This window comes from Paraburkholderia sp. XV, assembly GCF_020177535.1.
GTDB classification, from domain to species: Bacteria; Pseudomonadota; Gammaproteobacteria; order Burkholderiales; family Burkholderiaceae; genus Paraburkholderia; species Paraburkholderia caribensis.
Map to the genome: position 1 here is coordinate 1 of NZ_JAGUUD010000052.1, position 14,171 is coordinate 14,171.

Below are 14,171 nucleotides of genomic sequence, written 5' to 3' on the forward strand. Positions count from 1 at the left end.
AAGAAAAGTAGGTGCCGCCCCGCACAGGGGCGACGCGTGAAGCGAGCTAACGTAAAGCGGATGCCAGCGCAAACACCGGCAAACCACCCAGCGTCGCAGACAACCAAAACCAAAAGCGGATGCCAGCGCAAAGACCAGAACACCAAACGGTATAGCCCGGCCCCACACCCGCACAATACGGAATGCCCGCCAAAAACCACCCCAACCCGCCCGCGCAGCAAAACCCCTATCCACCTTGCTCACGAACGATGAATTCGGCATACCAGTCAGGCCAGTTCTCATCATGCTGACCGGTCTTTTTCTCGTGTTCGCCATGCGCGGCGGCAGCGCGCCGCAACGCCCCTGCAAGGTCCTTCGCCGAACCGAATTTCGTATCGCCCGCCTCCACTCTGCCGGGAAGCCGTGCCGTCACTTCCTGAAAAACCCAGCCATTTCCGTCGGGGTCGCTGAACGATGCGAAAGAACCATAAGTAGCCCGTGACGGATGCGGACCGCTCAACCGTCCCACTTCACCGGCATGATGGAATACCCCACCGACGTCGTGAAAAACCTCGCTAACCTCGATACCCCGCTCCACGAGCTCCGCGCGCGCGGCCACGACATCCGACACGATAAGGTGAAGTCCCTGCACGGAGCCAGGTTCCTCCGTCGTGACGCCGGTTCCAAACAGAACCGAGCAATGCGAGCCCGGCGGTGTGAAGTGCACGACCCGAAACTGATCACCCTTCACGAGATCGACGTCGAGCCGCCAGCCCAACCTCTCGTAGAACTGCTTCGCGCGATCGACGTCCGCCACGGGAATGACCACGACCTCCAGTTTCATGTCGACCGTTCTCTGTCCAGTGCTCATGTCTAGCTCCTCATGATTGGCCAATCCAGGCGGGCAATTGCAAACAGGCAAGCTACGCGGAGAAACAGGCGGTCGGATCGAGTAAAAAGCGCGATCGACACGAATCGCGTTCCGCCTCCAGAGATTGGGTGAAGACCGCCACATGCGGGCGCTCGACGCGCCGATTCATTTCCGGAGGCGGCACATCGATTGCACCTCACACCTGAACTGCCATCCATTCAGGGAGAAAACCGCATGAAGCATAAACATATCGCCATTGGCGCGATCGTGCTGACAAGCACCCTCGCCCTCTCGCCTCTCGCAGCCGCACAAACGCAGGCCGCGTCCACAACCGCCGCCAACCCATTAGCCCAGGCCGACAAGGACTTCGTGCAGGCGGCGTCGATGTCGTCATCGACCGAGATCGATGCGGCCAAGCTGGCCACCGCAAATTCGGAAGACAAGGATGTGAAATCGTTCGCGCGCCACATGATGCTCGACCACACGAAGCTCACCGTGCAGTTGAAAATGGCGGCACCACATGGCGTGAGCGTTCCCAAGGACAACTCGGATACGTCCCTGCTCGGCTCGCTAAAAACCCTGAAGGGCAAGACTTTCGACCAGGCGTACATAGCGAAGGTCGGCGTGGAAGGCCACAAGCAAGCCGTCGCGGCGTTCGAAAAGGAGATCTCGGACGGTCAGGACGCGAAGCTGAAGAAGGCCGCCCAGGACGCACTGCCGACCATCAGGAAGCACTACCAGATGGCGCAGGATCTCGCCGCGGCGAAGGGCGTATCGCAGTAGCAGCAGTAGCGATAAAAAGGCGGCCGGCATAGGGAACGATGCCGGCCGCACGGGCGCCAGAGTTGGCCCTCCGGCTATCCGTTGCCCGCAGCAACGGAATGTCTTGCAGCGACATCGCTCAGAGCGTCGCTGCTTTCAGCACTCGTTCCTCTTCGTCGCTCGTTGCCGCGTCGCTACCGGGCGCAAGAAGATGGAGAAACGAATGGATGATCCACTTTTCCTCGTTGAGCCGGGACAGAATCCGGTCGGCTTCCGCTCTGCCCAGCGGTTCGAAACTGATCGTGATGCGCTCGAACTTGTCATACAGCACGGATGTCGTCGACGTGCCTCGCATGCAGGCACCCGCATCCGTTAGCAAACGCCAGAGAGCAGTCATATGCATATCGCCGCACGCCGATTGAACGGTGATGCGGCCGACACGCGCAGTTTCCCTCCGGATGCGGGTCATCTTTATGGTCCGAAATCCCTCATTGCGTGAGATCTGTCCGCCCGGAAGGTCGCATCAAACAGATGCGAACGCAGTTCTGGTGAATACGACTAGAAGGTTAGCGTCGGCGCGTGAGATTGTTAAGCGCGTGCGCCTGTCCGTAAGTTATGGTTATTGGACGGACGGGCGCCAGTTCGCGCCACATTGCGTGCATCCGCGCCGCCCCGGCATGCATCGCCGGCGCAATCCAACCGTCAGGCCTAACGCGCCCCCGTGCCCACCGCTTGGGAAACGGCAGCCGGACTGTCGTAGTCCTCGTCGGGCAAAGCCGCGAGTGCTTCCATCACGGTTTCATCCGCATCGTTTTCCTTGGCCGTTTTTAGAAGCGCATCCTTTCGCGCGGGATATGAAGCGCCCTTCAATGCCTTCTGTACTTCAATGAACCTCGCAGTTGACGTCGACATGTTTCTCTCCATACGGATCGGTGGAATTCCCAGTAGCGCATGCGCCATACCAAAGGTTGTCAGCGCGCGAATCCGCCGGGAATGCCGCTTGCCGCCGCAATGGTTAGACGAACTTTCGTTAAACGAACTTTCTTTCGCGCCAGTCAGCGATGCAATTCAAGGAGCAGATCATGACCATCACGACGATACGCAAGTCGGACACGGAACTTCAGGTCGAGCAGACCTTGTATGTCTTCGCGAGGAAAGAGGAGGCCGAGGCGTTCCAGCAGTGCCTCGTCAACGGCACGGTGGAAGGCTGTTATCGCGCGCATCCGCCTGTGTCGATGCGGCCCGCGCGTGCCGACGAGCGCGCCGACGACCCCAGCCGCGACAGCACGATTTCGCCGTCGCTCGGCGGCGATACGGCGATGTGACGGTGCGCGGCCGGTCAATCACGGCCAATGAACCGGGCGTCCAGAAACGGACAGAGGCCCAAATAGACGGCAATACTTCTCATCAGGCACCGGAACCGATTGGTACGCACGATCCGGACCATGCCCGGATTTCGGCGTCTGCCCGCCTTTCGCGCCGCGATCCGAACAGGTTTCGTCCGAGGCAGCCAGGTGCCGCGCACATATTCTTCGCGGTGCCGAACTCGTCCTGGCCCAGGAGACGCCCGATCGCATGAAGCAGAGCGTCGTCGCGCTCCTGCAGTTCGAGCACGCCGCGCTTGCCCCGCGTCCCTTCTTTGCACCCGATGCAATGGCACATGGCACGGGAATACCACTTGCGGATCGTCAGGCATACACGAAACCCCTGGAGGCCCAGATGCAGCCCGACGAAACCCCTCTCAAACCCGGCGACGAAGGACCGCCCGACGCTCCCGGCGTCGGCGAAGATGCGTGCCGCGCATGCCACGGCACGGGCAGTGTCGAAGGCCATCGCTGCGCCGTTTGCAACGGCACGGGCAAGGTGCTGCAGGGCATCGGCGGCGGCTAGCGACTACCGGCTGCGACTAGCGGTCGGCTCGCCGACAAGGAGACTCGAATGGATCTGAAAGACAGGTGGCGCTCGTGACGGGCGCGGGTTCCGGCATCGGCAGGGCGTGCGCGCTCAAGCTCGCAGCCGAAGGCGCAGGGGTCATCGTGCATGCACATAAGGGGGACGAGACCCAGGCAACCGTCGACGCGATCAGGCAGGCTGGCGGCACCGCATTCGGCATCACCGACGACCTGCGCGACGACCGGGGGTGAAGAGTCTCTCACTGCGCCGCGACATAGCCTGCGGGGCACGGCGATTGCTTCATCTGGATGCTTATGCAAAGCGGAGGTCATTTGACCCACCGGGACTTCATCGCCGTAGGCGCGTCGTCGGGCGGGGTCGACGCCCTCCAGGCCCTCGCCTCGGGACTCCCGCGCGACTTGCCGGCAACGGTTGTGATCGTCCTGCATGTGGGCGCGCACCAGAGTCTCCTGCCGTCGCTTTTGACCATGTCGGGCCCGCTGGAAGCCTCCCATGCCGTCGATGGCGAGCTCTACAAGCCGGGTAGAATTTACGTGGCCCCCCCGGATCTGCATCTGATCGTCGAAGGACCGCGCCTGCGCCTGGTGCGCGGCTCGAAGGAAAACTTCGCGCGGCCTGCCATCGATCCTCTCTTTCGCAGCACGGCAGCCGAGGTGGGCTCGCGCGCGATAGGCGTAATACTGACGGGCTTGCTCGACGACGGCGCGGCGGGCCTCGAAGCCATCCGGGCCTGCGGCGGCGTGACACTCGTGCAGGACCCCGACGACGCGTTCGCCCGCGACATGCCCGTGCATGCATCGCCGTTTGCCGACCATGTCTTGCCCCTCTGCCGCCTCACGGCGCTGCTCGTCGAACTGGCGGGCGGCGCGGCCGACGCGCCCGGAAGCGCCGACAGCTTGCGGCGGCCCGCCCGTCAGCGGGCCGCCCTCGAACAGCTTGCATGGCTTGGCGACCCCTCGCCGCCCGCCGCACTGAGCCAGTTTGCGGCGCCGTCCACGTACACCTGCCCCGAGTGCAGTGGAACGTTGTGGCATGTCATGGATTCCCGCCTGTTGCGTTATCGCTGCCACACGGGCCATGCGTATTCGCTCGTCTCCCTGGCTGGTGGCCGCCGCGACGACGTCGAGCGCTCGTTGATGGACGCCATGCGCGCGCTGCGCGAGCACGAGATGACGAGCCGTGCGCTGGGAGAACACTTCGGCAGACAGGGAGACGCCGCCGCACAGACACGCGAGGAGGACACCGCGCGCCGCGCAGGCGAAGCGGTCAGCGTTTTGCAGTCGCTTCTGGTGGAGCGATAATAGTGTTCTACCGCCCCTCGAACGCATGCGGCCCTCTGCGGCCGAAGGCGGCGGCAGACCCTATTTTTCCATCGGACATGCGGCCATGCCAAAAGAGCGTGCACAGACGTTACCCAGCCAGGCCGACTTTCCGATCGTCGGAATCGGGGCCTCCGCGGGTGGACTGAGCGCACTCCGCGAATTCTTCGAAGCGTTGCCCGCCCACACGTCGATGGCCTTCGTGGTCATCGTTCATCTGGCGCCCGACCATGCAAGCAATCTGGCCTCGCTGCTGCAGAAGGGCACGCATATGCCCGTGACGGAAGTCACGGCGGCGACGCCCATCGAGCCCGACCATGTCTACCTGATCGCCCCTTCGCTGGAGCTGACCATGGTCGACGACTACCTGCGCGTCACGCCCAGGCAGCCGGACGACGGCCGCAGAGCCGCGATCGACCTGTTCTTCCGGACGCTTGCCGAAGCGCATCGCGAACGGGCAATCGGCGTCGTGCTGTCGGGGGCCGGTTCAGATGGCTCGGTCGGGCTGTCGCGTGTCAAGGAGATGGGCGGCATTACGTTCGCGCAGGACCCGGCCGAAGCCGAATACGACAGCATGCCCCGCAGCGCCATCGCAACCGGGATGGTCGACTTCGTGCTGACGGCTGCCGAAATGCCGCAGCAGCTGCTGGACCTGTGGGTGACCACGAAGGAGATCCGTCTTCCCGACGCCGGAAGCGATGAGCGCGAGGAAGTCACCTCCAATGAGTCGGACGAGCGGGCGCTGCGCGAGATCATGGTCATTCTGCGCACGCGCACCGGTCACGATTTCCGCCATTACAAACGGGCGACCGTCTTGCGCCGGATCGAACGGCGTCTGCAGGTCAACGGCATCACCGACCTCCAGGTGTATCGCGACCATCTGCACCTGCATCCGGACGAAACCCAGGCGCTGCTGCAGGACATGCTGATCAGCGTCACGAACTTCTTCCGCGACAAGGAAGCGTTCGACGTGCTGGAGCGCGACATCCTGCCGTCGCTTTTCGAAGGGCGCGGCGAACAGGACCGTATCCGCGTATGGTCGGTCGGCTGCGCAACGGGCGAAGAGGCCTATTCGGTTGCCATGCTGCTGCAGGAGCGTTCGCTCAAGTCGACGGACGGCATCTCGTTTCAGGTATTCGCAACCGACATCGACGAGCGGGCCATTGCCTTTGCCCGCACGGGTCTCTACCCCGATTCGATTCTCGGCGACGTGACGGCGGCCCGGGTGCGCCAGTTCTTCTCGAAAGACGCCGCGCATTACCGCGTCAAGAAGGAACTGCGCGAGCACATGCTGTTCGCACATCACAACGTCCTGAGCGATCCGCCCTTCTCGCGGCTCGATCTGATCTGCTGCCGCAACCTGTTGATCTATCTCGACCGCGAAGCGCAAATCGAAATCCTGAAGATGTTCCATTTCGCGCTGCGGCCAGGCGGCGTGCTGTTTCTGGGCAGCTCGGAATCGGCCGACAGCGTCAGTTCGATGTTCACTGTCATCGACAAGCGCAACCGCATCTATCGCGCGAATGTGGCCGTGCGCGGCGACACGCCCATGCCCGTCGCGATTTCCGGCGCCACGAGCACACGGCCGGTCGTGGCGACGGTGCAGCCGCCGGGACGCCGCCGCTTCTCGTTCGGCGACCTGCATCAGCGCCTTGTCGAGCAATATGCGCCGCCCAGCGTGCTGGTGAACCGCGACTCCGAAATCGTCCATCTGTCCGATCGCGCGGGCCGCTTCCTGCAATATGCGGGCGGCGAGCCATCGCACAACATCGTCGCTGTCGTGCGTCCCGACCTTCGCCTCGAATTGCGCACCGCGATCTATCAGGCGCTGAACACGAATCGCAGCGTCGAGGCGCGGCGCGTGAGGATCGAGCGCGACGGGCGCGCGTACTTCGTCAACATGACGGCGCGCCCGGTGCACGATCCCGAAGCGAACGCGGACTTCGTGCTGGTGCTGTTCGACGAAGTCGAAGACAGCATGGGCGGCTCGGAAACGTCGGCGGCCGATGCGCAGAAAGACCCCATCATCAGCCAGCTCGAACGCGAACTGCAACGCACGAAGGAACAGTTGCAGTCCACCATCGAGCAATCGGAAACGTCGACGGAAGAACTGAAGGCTTCCAACGAAGAACTGCAGGCGATCAACGAGGAACTGCGCTCGGCGACGGAAGAACTCGAAACCAGCAAGGAAGAGCTTCAGTCGATCAACGAAGAACTCACCACTGTCAACGCCGAGCTGAAGTCGAAAGTCGAGGAAACGGGCAAGATCAACGACGACCTGCGCAACCTGATCGCCGCGAACGACATCGGCACGATCTTCGTCGATCGCAATATCTGCATCAAGCGCTACACGCCGCGCGCTACGGATGTCTTCAGCATCATCGCGTCGGATATCGGCCGGTCGCTGCTCGATATCACGCATCGGCTCGAATACGACAAGCTCGCCGACGACGCGGCGGAAGCATTCGAATCCTTGCGCCTGATCGAACGCGAACTGAAGAGCAACGACGGGCGCTGGTATCTCGCGCGCTTCGTGCCCTACCGCACGACGGAAGACCGCATCGACGGCGCGGTGCTCTCGTTCATCGACATCACCGGCCGCCGGCTGGCCGAAGAGCGGCTGCGCGAAGGCGAGCGGCACATGCGCATCGTGGCCGAGGGCACCAAGGACTACGCGATCATCACGTTCGACGACGAAGGGCTCGTCACCACCTGGAATGCGGGCGCCGAGCGGATCTTCGGCTACACCGCGGCGGAAATGATCGGCCAGTCCGCCGACCTGCTGTCCACCGGGGAAGACCGCGCGAACGGTGTCGCACAGCGCGAATTCGCGCAAGCGCGGCTGAACGGACGCACGGACGAAGAGCGCTGGCACGTGCGCAAGGACGGCACGCGCTTCTTCGCGAGCGGCGTGCTGTCCCGTCTGGACGAAGCAGGCATGAGCGGGTTCACGAAGATCGCGCGCGATCTCGGCGAATTCGGCCAGGCGCTGACGGCTGCGCGAGGCACCCCCACCGACCAGTTGCGCGACGCGGGCGAGCGCGATGCGCAGCGACGCCGCGACGAATTTCTCGCCGTGGTATCGCACGAACTCAAGCATCCGCTGAATCTGATCTCGGCGAGCGCCGAACTGATCGCGCGCGCGCCGGAAACGCGGCAAAGCCTGAATATCTCGCGCGCAACGGATACGATCCGGCGCACGGTCGTCGGTCAGGCGCAAATCATCGACGATCTGCTCGACATCTCGCGCGTGCGCACCGGCAAGCTGTCGGTCGTGCGCACGGTCGTCGACATGCGCGAGATCGTGCAACGCGTCAGCAACGCGGTGCGGGACGAGGCGCGGGAGCGCGGCATCGCGCTCAACGTCTCGGTGACGGAGGCGCCCGTCATCGTTCATGCCGATCTCACGCGGGTCGAGCAGATCGTCTGGAATCTGATCAGCAATGCACTGAAATTCACGACGCACGGCTCGGTGGATGTCTCGCTGCAAATCAGCGAACAAGCCGAGGCCGTGCTGCGCGTGACGGACACGGGCAGCGGCATCGAGCCGTCGCTGTTGCCGCATATCTTCGACATGTTCCAGCAAAGCCGCGACCCGACCGCGCGTCGCGCCGGGCTTGGCATCGGTCTGGCGCTGGTCAGGGATCTCGTGAATCTGCACGGCGGCGCGGTGCGGGTGGAATCCGAGGGAATCGGCCACGGCGCGAGCTTCACGGTCACGCTGCCCACGCATCGCGCGCACGTCTACCCTGGCGCGAACAATAGCGCCGCAGCGGACTCGCTCCACGGGGTTCGGGTGCTGATGGTCGACGACGATGCGGCAACCGTCGAAACCTTCAAACTGCTTCTGGAAGGCGAAGGCGCGATCGTGCAAACGGCAACCAGCGGCGAGCAGGCCTTGTCGATCCTCGACAGCGATATCCCCGATATCGTTCTGTCCGACATCGGCATGCCGGGCATGGATGGGTTCGAGTTCGTCGGCAAGCTGCGCGAGGAGGCAACGCTCAAGTCCGTGATCTGCGTCGCGCTGAGTGGCTTCGGCCAGGACGCGGACATCAGGATGGCCCAGAGAGCCGGTTTCGATGCGCACCTGAAAAAGCCCGTGCTGCTCGAGGATCTGCTACACGTTTTCTCGAACCTGCGGCGCTAGCGGTATCGCCGGTAACGGCAGGTTGTGCTTATGCAACGACAATGCGTCCGGCTATCCAGGCTGTACCGCGTGCGCCGCTGCGAAAGGAGGCGATAAGTGGCGAACGACACCGACAGCGGTTCGGTCGGACAGGCGAAGGCGGAGTTCGATGCGGCGCTCAGGCGGCTCGAAACGGCCCAGCGGCGTCTGCAGGCACTCGTCGACAACCCCGTCGACGACGAAGCAGCACTGCAGGTAGCGCGCTCCGCGTATGATCACGCCCGGCTTCTCTGGCTTAGCAGTGAAGCCGCCCTGCGCAGCATCACGCTCGTCGAGAACCGTCAAGCCCATGCAAACCGGCGCATCGTGATTCTGCCCGGCAGTTCGCACGTGACGGAATCGCTTGCCATTCTGTTGCGCCTGCGCGGGTTCAGGGCGACCATCATGTCGAAACATCCGGCCGGCCTCGACAGGGCCGTCGAGCCCACGGCTGCCGTCGTCGCCGATTTCGACGGGAGGCAGGAACAAGAGGACGAACTGGCCGTCAACCGGCTCAGAACGTCGCCCGCCACACGGATGGTGGCGATGGTCCCGGCTGCGCTCCTGCATCATGAATGGCACGGGTTCGACGCCGTGCTCCCGAAGCCCACCACGGTCGATGCGATCATCCGCGTCATTCTCGGCGATGCCCATGAATAAGACCGGTTCGAGCCGGCTCAAACCGGACACCATTTCGCGCAGGACGTACTTCTATATCAACAACCCCGACGCCCGCGGGTTTCCCGAGCCGGAACTGATCGCGCTCGACAGGTCGGGCTACACGGTCGTCCTCAATCGCGTCGCAATCGATAACGCGCCGCCGTACCTCGCCGCATCGAGCCGCGAGGAATTCAGCGCCCTGCTTCGGCGCATTGCACCCGGAGAATTGCTCGTCGTGCTCGAACTCGCGTCGCTCGGGTGCAGCGCCCGCGACGTGCTCGCCACGCTGACGCGGTGCAGGAAGGCGAAAATCGCCGTTCGCTGCGTGGAGTTGGGCAACTGCGATCTCACGGCACGCCCCGAGCCGCAAGCGGTCAAAACGCTCAGGGCAATCGTCCGGATGGACAGGTCGGTGCGAAGCCTGCGAAGCACCGAAAGCCTGAAATCCGCCCGGGAGAACGGCAGGCCGACCGGCCGCCCCGCTTCATTTTCGGGCGGCGATCGGGAACGCATCGTCCGGTCGTTGGGGAAGGGGCTGTCGGTCAGTGAAGTCGCGCGCAGATTCGGCACTTCGCGACAGACCGTCATGCGCGTGCGTGCGGCGGCGGCCCCGCCTGCTGGCGACAGTTGACCCGGCCGGGTCACGCGGCTTCACTCTGCGCGTCGCGTACCATTCGCACCGCAACCGGTTTTGCGGCGGGCGCGCTTATGCCGTTTCGATAGCTTCGCGAGCGACCAGGGCTCCTCGCGCTTCTCATTGAAGCAGTCCACAGCTATTCGCGCGCGTCGACAGACACAGGGTCCAATTCGATGTGTGCGGATACGGCTTCGCTATCCAACTCCACTCCGACGTAGTTCGCAAAGACGGCGCGATTGCAGTCACGATATCGAGCGGCCCGGATGCGCAGATTCGACTACATGTCGTTTCAGTTTGCGGATTACTCGCGAATCCGGCAAGTAAGCGTTCCCGCCAGACACCTTATTCTCTCCGGCTTCGCCTTATAGACTGGTTTCGACGTTGACGCATAGCCGTTCAACGAATTGTCGATCCCTGAACTGTTTCTGGAGTACCAGTCATGAAAACCAAACTTGTCGCCGCCGCCCTTCTCGCCGCTACCGCGTTCGTATCGGCTCCCGTCTTCGCGAGCGGCTACGGTCCGGCGCCCTACTACAACCCGATCGCCGGCGCGCCTGCTTCAGAGCGCGGCCCGTCAGCTACGACAGCTCAAGGTGGCGATACGGGTGCAACGTCGTATGGCGGCGTTGCTTCGGGCACGTCGCAAGCTGGCTCGGGCGGCCTGTTCCACAAGCACCACAGGGACGCCAATTCATGCGTCGGCCCCGCCAGCTACTGCAACATCTACTTCGGCAGCTGATCGCCCATGTGCGGCCTCGTGCTGGACATGAATTTTCCTTTACATCAGCGGCTCGCTTCTCTTTGAAGCCGCCGCTGATCTGCATGCTTTATCTTCTCTTCTCCATTGCGTTGATCGACGCTGACCGACATGTTCAGCGAATCGCCAGATCGCTTTCCTCTTTGCGTTGAAACGCCGCGTAGCGCGACGCCAGTTTGCCGATCGCATCGGCCAGCTTTTCTTATAGCTTCACAGCCGGTCATCCAGCAAAATGCACGTCCAGCGGCAGGACGAATTGCATCGTCGTGCCTTTGCCTTCCTGCGATTCGGCCCAGATGCGTCCGCCATGCGCTTCGACAATCGAACGGCAGATCGACAGCCCGATGCCCATGCCTTCCTTCCTCGTCGTGAAGAACGGGCTGAACAGGCGCCGGCTGTTCTCTTCGCTGATGCCCGTGCCCGAGTCTTCGACGCTCAATTGCGCATGCCCGTCATCCACCTTGTGCGTGACGATCTTCAGCCGGCGCGCGCGGTCGTTCACCGCCGACATCGCCTGAACCGCGTTCATCATCAGGTTGATGACGACCTGCTGGATCTGAACGCGGTCGACGCACACGCGCAGAACATGCTGCAGATTGCCCGTCTCGACTTCGATGGCGTGCGCTTCCAGTTCGCGCCGCAACAGTTCGATCGCCTCGCGCGCCAGCGCGTTCAGATCGAGCGGCATGGGACTCGGATCGCGCTTCTGCGCCATCGCGCGGATCTGCCGGATGATGTCGGTGGCGCGCTTCGCGTCGCGCGTCATGTTGCCGATCGACAGCCCGACCTCGTCGAGATCGGGGCGCGGCCGGTTGAGCCAGCGCGCCGCCGCGTCGCCTGCCGTGACGATCGCCGCGAGCGGTTGCGTGACCTCGTGCGCAATCGAGGCCGCCATCTCGCCCAGCATCGTCACGCGTGTGACATGGGCAAGCTCGGCTGTCGAGCGGTCGAGCGCTTCCTGCGCGGTCACGCGATCCGTCACGTCCATCAACGCGCCGACATACTCGACCTTGCCGGAGGCGGGCGCCGACAGATGCGCGACGTATTGGACATGCTTGACCGAACCGTCCGTCAACAGCAACCGGAACTCGCTGTCGATATGCGGCTCACCCTGCAGCACCCGTTCGTGCGTGCGCGTCACGGCTTCGATATCGTCGGGATGGGTTCGAGCCGCGATCAGCTCGATGGTCGGGCTCACGTGACGAGGCACGTCGAAGATGCGATACGTCTCGTCCGACCACCACATGCGGCGCTCCGCCACGCACGTGGCGATGCTGCCCGTGCGGCTCAACCGTTGCGCGTCCGACAGGAACGCCTCGCTGCGTTCGAGCGCCTGCTGCGTCTGCTTGTGCTCTTCGATATCGGTATTCACGCCGTACCAGCGCACGATTTCCCCATGCGCGTCGCGCAGCGGCTCCGCGCCGATGTGCATCCAGCGGTACACGCCGTCCTTGCGCCGGATGCGCGCGGTCGTTTCGAGCGCGCTGCCCGTCGCGACGGCTTCGCGCCACGCGGCCTGCATCGCTGGCAGGTCGTCGGGATGCACGATCGACTGCCAGATATCGCGAATGTCGTCGGCAAGGTCCACGCCGTACTCGTTCCAGCGCCGGTTCATGTAATCGGGGCTGCCGTCGCGCGAAGAGCTCCAGACCATGCCGGGAATGGCGTCGATCGTCGCGCGCAGTTCGTCCTGCTGGCGCCGCAGCTCCGCTTCCATCTGTTTGCGCGCGGTAATGTCGTTGCTGGTGGCGAGGATCGCGAGCGGCTTGCCCCGGTCGTCGCGCCACAGCGTGCAGCGGCTCGAAATGCAGACTGTCGCGCCGTCGTTTCGTATGCGTTCCAGTTCGCCGTGCCAGCCGCCGTGAAGCAAGGTCTCGCGGCGAATCGCGTCGATGGGCATCGTCGACGCCCTCGTGTGCGTGAGTTCGTGCAGCGGCTGGCCCATCGCCTGTTGCGCCGTCCAGCCGTACAGCCGCTCCGCGCCCTGGTTCCAGAACGTGATGCGGTCATCCATGTCGTAGACGATGATCGCGTCATGCGTGAGGTCGAGCATGTCGAGCTGCTTGCGCAGCATGTCGTTGCTCGCCTGGTTTCGCAGCGCCAGCATCGACGTGGTCGCGATGGCGAGCAGGCTGACCACGCAGCGGGCCACCGACCCATCCGAGTAGTGCCCGTCGTGGGAGAGCATGAATCCCAGCAGCGTCAACGCGACGCAACCCCAGGCGACGTGGGTCGTGGTCGTGCGCGAGCCTGCCGAGGCGACCAGCAACACGACCGTCGCGTACAGCACGGCGACGGCGATATCGATCATCGTGAATGCGTCGATGACGAACACGGCGACCGCGATCGCAGCGGCCGCCGCATAGAGCGCGCGCGTGCTCCGGAGGCGGCCCGCAGTCAAGATAGGCAACGCATTGAAAATCATCGTGCTCCCGCCGGCGGTTGCGCCGCCGAGGCGCGGGATGCGTGCACGCGCGCCGATTCGAGGCAGCGTGTGACGTCGGTCACGTCAACGGGTTTGCTGAGCATGCAGACGGCGCCCGCGTCGAACGCCTGCCTGCGGGTGTTCTCCGACGCGAATGCGGAGATGAAAATGATCGGCGTCAACAAGCCGCGCCCGACCAGTTGCCGGTACATGTCAATGCCCGAAATGCCCGGCATCCGCACGTCTGAAATGATGCAGGTCACGTCGCCGAGGTTGCCGGACGCCATGAACTGCTCCGCCGACGCATAGAGCCGGGCCTTCCAGCCTAGCGAGCGGACGAGGCTGGAGGTTGCGACGCGCACGGACTCGTCGTCGTCGATGATGGAGACAATCGGGTTGTTGCACACGGCACGGGCCCTTCAACAATGAAGCGCCGCGCGCCCGATGGCCCGTCAACCGTTGATGGCCTGCGGCGCGCGACTCGATAGAAACGTCGCTGTCGTGATCGACAGCCTGCATGGCAACGATTATCGGAGCCGGGCGACGCGCGGCACCCTCTTTCCACCCGGTATTTCTCTATTCGCACGGCACGCAACGCACGCGCCGCGATCTTTTCAGTCAGCCTGCAAGGCGGGACGGAAGCACGTGGCGGAGCGAAACGGCTGGACGCGTTTCGTGA

Annotated in this window: 14 protein-coding genes; 9 read left to right on the forward strand and 5 right to left on the reverse strand. The window is 63.7% G+C overall.

The window, feature by feature from the left end; genetic code table 11:
* Positions 1-226: 226 nt before the first annotated feature.
* Positions 227-850: a VOC family protein gene (locus KFO72_RS22855; RefSeq protein ID WP_225033106.1), complete on the reverse strand. Its 624-nt coding sequence runs from the start codon at positions 848-850 to the stop codon at positions 227-229.
* A gap of 234 nt (positions 851-1,084) precedes the next feature.
* Between KFO72_RS22855 and KFO72_RS22860 the strand changes: the two genes are divergently transcribed.
* Positions 1,085-1,633: a DUF4142 domain-containing protein gene (locus KFO72_RS22860; RefSeq protein ID WP_082433859.1), complete on the forward strand. Its 549-nt coding sequence runs from the start codon at positions 1,085-1,087 to the stop codon at positions 1,631-1,633.
* 118 nt (positions 1,634-1,751) lie between these two features.
* Here the strand turns inward: KFO72_RS22860 and KFO72_RS22865 are convergent, their stop codons facing one another.
* On the reverse strand, positions 1,752-2,009 hold the full coding sequence (locus KFO72_RS22865) for a hypothetical protein (RefSeq protein ID WP_225033107.1): 258 nt from the start codon (positions 2,007-2,009) through the stop codon (positions 1,752-1,754).
* A gap of 311 nt (positions 2,010-2,320) precedes the next feature.
* The gene (locus KFO72_RS22870; protein WP_107203160.1) at positions 2,321-2,524 is read right to left on the reverse strand and encodes a DUF2795 domain-containing protein; all 204 of its coding nucleotides are present in this window, start codon (positions 2,522-2,524) and stop codon (positions 2,321-2,323) included.
* Between the two features lie 170 nt (positions 2,525-2,694).
* Between KFO72_RS22870 and KFO72_RS22875 the strand changes: the two genes are divergently transcribed.
* From KFO72_RS22875 to KFO72_RS22910, 8 genes are all read left to right on the forward strand, one after another.
* Positions 2,695-2,937 carry a hypothetical protein gene (locus tag KFO72_RS22875; RefSeq protein ID WP_054931587.1) on the forward strand — a complete coding sequence of 81 codons (243 nt, stop codon included), beginning with the start codon at positions 2,695-2,697 and terminating at the stop codon, positions 2,935-2,937.
* A 250-nt stretch (positions 2,938-3,187) separates the two neighbouring features.
* A complete protein-coding gene (locus tag KFO72_RS22880) occupies positions 3,188-3,502 on the forward strand; it encodes a hypothetical protein (RefSeq protein WP_225033135.1) in 315 nt (104 codons plus the stop codon).
* 65 nt (positions 3,503-3,567) lie between these two features.
* Positions 3,568-3,756, forward strand: a complete 189-nt coding sequence (locus KFO72_RS22885; protein WP_060609940.1) for an SDR family NAD(P)-dependent oxidoreductase — start codon at positions 3,568-3,570, stop codon at positions 3,754-3,756.
* A gap of 81 nt (positions 3,757-3,837) precedes the next feature.
* A complete protein-coding gene (locus tag KFO72_RS22890; protein WP_225033108.1) occupies positions 3,838-4,827 on the forward strand; it encodes a chemotaxis protein CheB in 990 nt (329 codons plus the stop codon).
* 85 nt (positions 4,828-4,912) lie between these two features.
* The gene (locus KFO72_RS22895) at positions 4,913-8,995 is read left to right on the forward strand and encodes a CheR family methyltransferase (RefSeq protein ID WP_225033109.1); all 4,083 of its coding nucleotides are present in this window, start codon (positions 4,913-4,915) and stop codon (positions 8,993-8,995) included.
* Positions 8,996-9,091: 96 nt separating this feature from the next.
* Entirely contained in the window at positions 9,092-9,673 is a 582-nt protein-coding gene (locus tag KFO72_RS22900) for a hypothetical protein (RefSeq protein ID WP_225033110.1), read from the forward strand.
* Complete coding sequence (locus tag KFO72_RS22905) at positions 9,633-10,304, forward strand: recombinase family protein (protein WP_224101982.1); 672 nt, start codon at positions 9,633-9,635, stop codon at positions 10,302-10,304. The genes KFO72_RS22900 and KFO72_RS22905 overlap by 41 nt, the downstream gene beginning before the upstream one ends.
* A 445-nt stretch (positions 10,305-10,749) precedes the next feature.
* Positions 10,750-11,049: a hypothetical protein gene (locus KFO72_RS22910; protein WP_225033111.1), complete on the forward strand. Its 300-nt coding sequence runs from the start codon at positions 10,750-10,752 to the stop codon at positions 11,047-11,049.
* A gap of 238 nt (positions 11,050-11,287) precedes the next feature.
* Here KFO72_RS22910 and KFO72_RS22915 read toward each other — a convergent pair whose 3' ends face one another.
* On the reverse strand, positions 11,288-13,492 hold the full coding sequence (locus KFO72_RS22915) for a PAS domain S-box protein (RefSeq protein ID WP_225033112.1): 2,205 nt from the start codon (positions 13,490-13,492) through the stop codon (positions 11,288-11,290).
* On the reverse strand, positions 13,489-13,899 hold the full coding sequence (locus KFO72_RS22920; protein WP_225033113.1) for a response regulator transcription factor: 411 nt from the start codon (positions 13,897-13,899) through the stop codon (positions 13,489-13,491). Before KFO72_RS22920 ends, KFO72_RS22915 begins: the two co-directional genes overlap by 4 nt.
* Positions 13,900-14,171 lie beyond the last annotated feature (272 nt).

What these genes read in the sequence shown, in the direction of transcription:
- KFO72_RS22895 (WP_225033109.1), top strand. Translation starts at nt 4,913, where the DNA reads ATGCCAAAAGAGCGTGCACAGACGTTACCCAGCCAGGCCGACTTTCCG.
- KFO72_RS22870 (WP_107203160.1), bottom strand. Translation starts at nt 2,524, where the DNA reads ATGTCGACGTCAACTGCGAGGTTCATTGAAGTACAGAAGGCATTGAAG.
- KFO72_RS22905 (WP_224101982.1), top strand. Translation starts at nt 9,633, where the DNA reads ATGCGATCATCCGCGTCATTCTCGGCGATGCCCATGAATAAGACCGGT.
- KFO72_RS22855 (WP_225033106.1), bottom strand. Translation starts at nt 850, where the DNA reads ATGAGCACTGGACAGAGAACGGTCGACATGAAACTGGAGGTCGTGGTC.
- KFO72_RS22915 (WP_225033112.1), bottom strand. Translation starts at nt 13,492, where the DNA reads ATGATTTTCAATGCGTTGCCTATCTTGACTGCGGGCCGCCTCCGGAGC.
- KFO72_RS22875 (WP_054931587.1), top strand. Translation starts at nt 2,695, where the DNA reads ATGACCATCACGACGATACGCAAGTCGGACACGGAACTTCAGGTCGAG.
- KFO72_RS22865 (WP_225033107.1), bottom strand. Translation starts at nt 2,009, where the DNA reads ATGACTGCTCTCTGGCGTTTGCTAACGGATGCGGGTGCCTGCATGCGA.
- KFO72_RS22860 (WP_082433859.1), top strand. Translation starts at nt 1,085, where the DNA reads ATGAAGCATAAACATATCGCCATTGGCGCGATCGTGCTGACAAGCACC.
- KFO72_RS22880 (WP_225033135.1), top strand. Translation starts at nt 3,188, where the DNA reads ATGAAGCAGAGCGTCGTCGCGCTCCTGCAGTTCGAGCACGCCGCGCTT.
- KFO72_RS22910 (WP_225033111.1), top strand. Translation starts at nt 10,750, where the DNA reads ATGAAAACCAAACTTGTCGCCGCCGCCCTTCTCGCCGCTACCGCGTTC.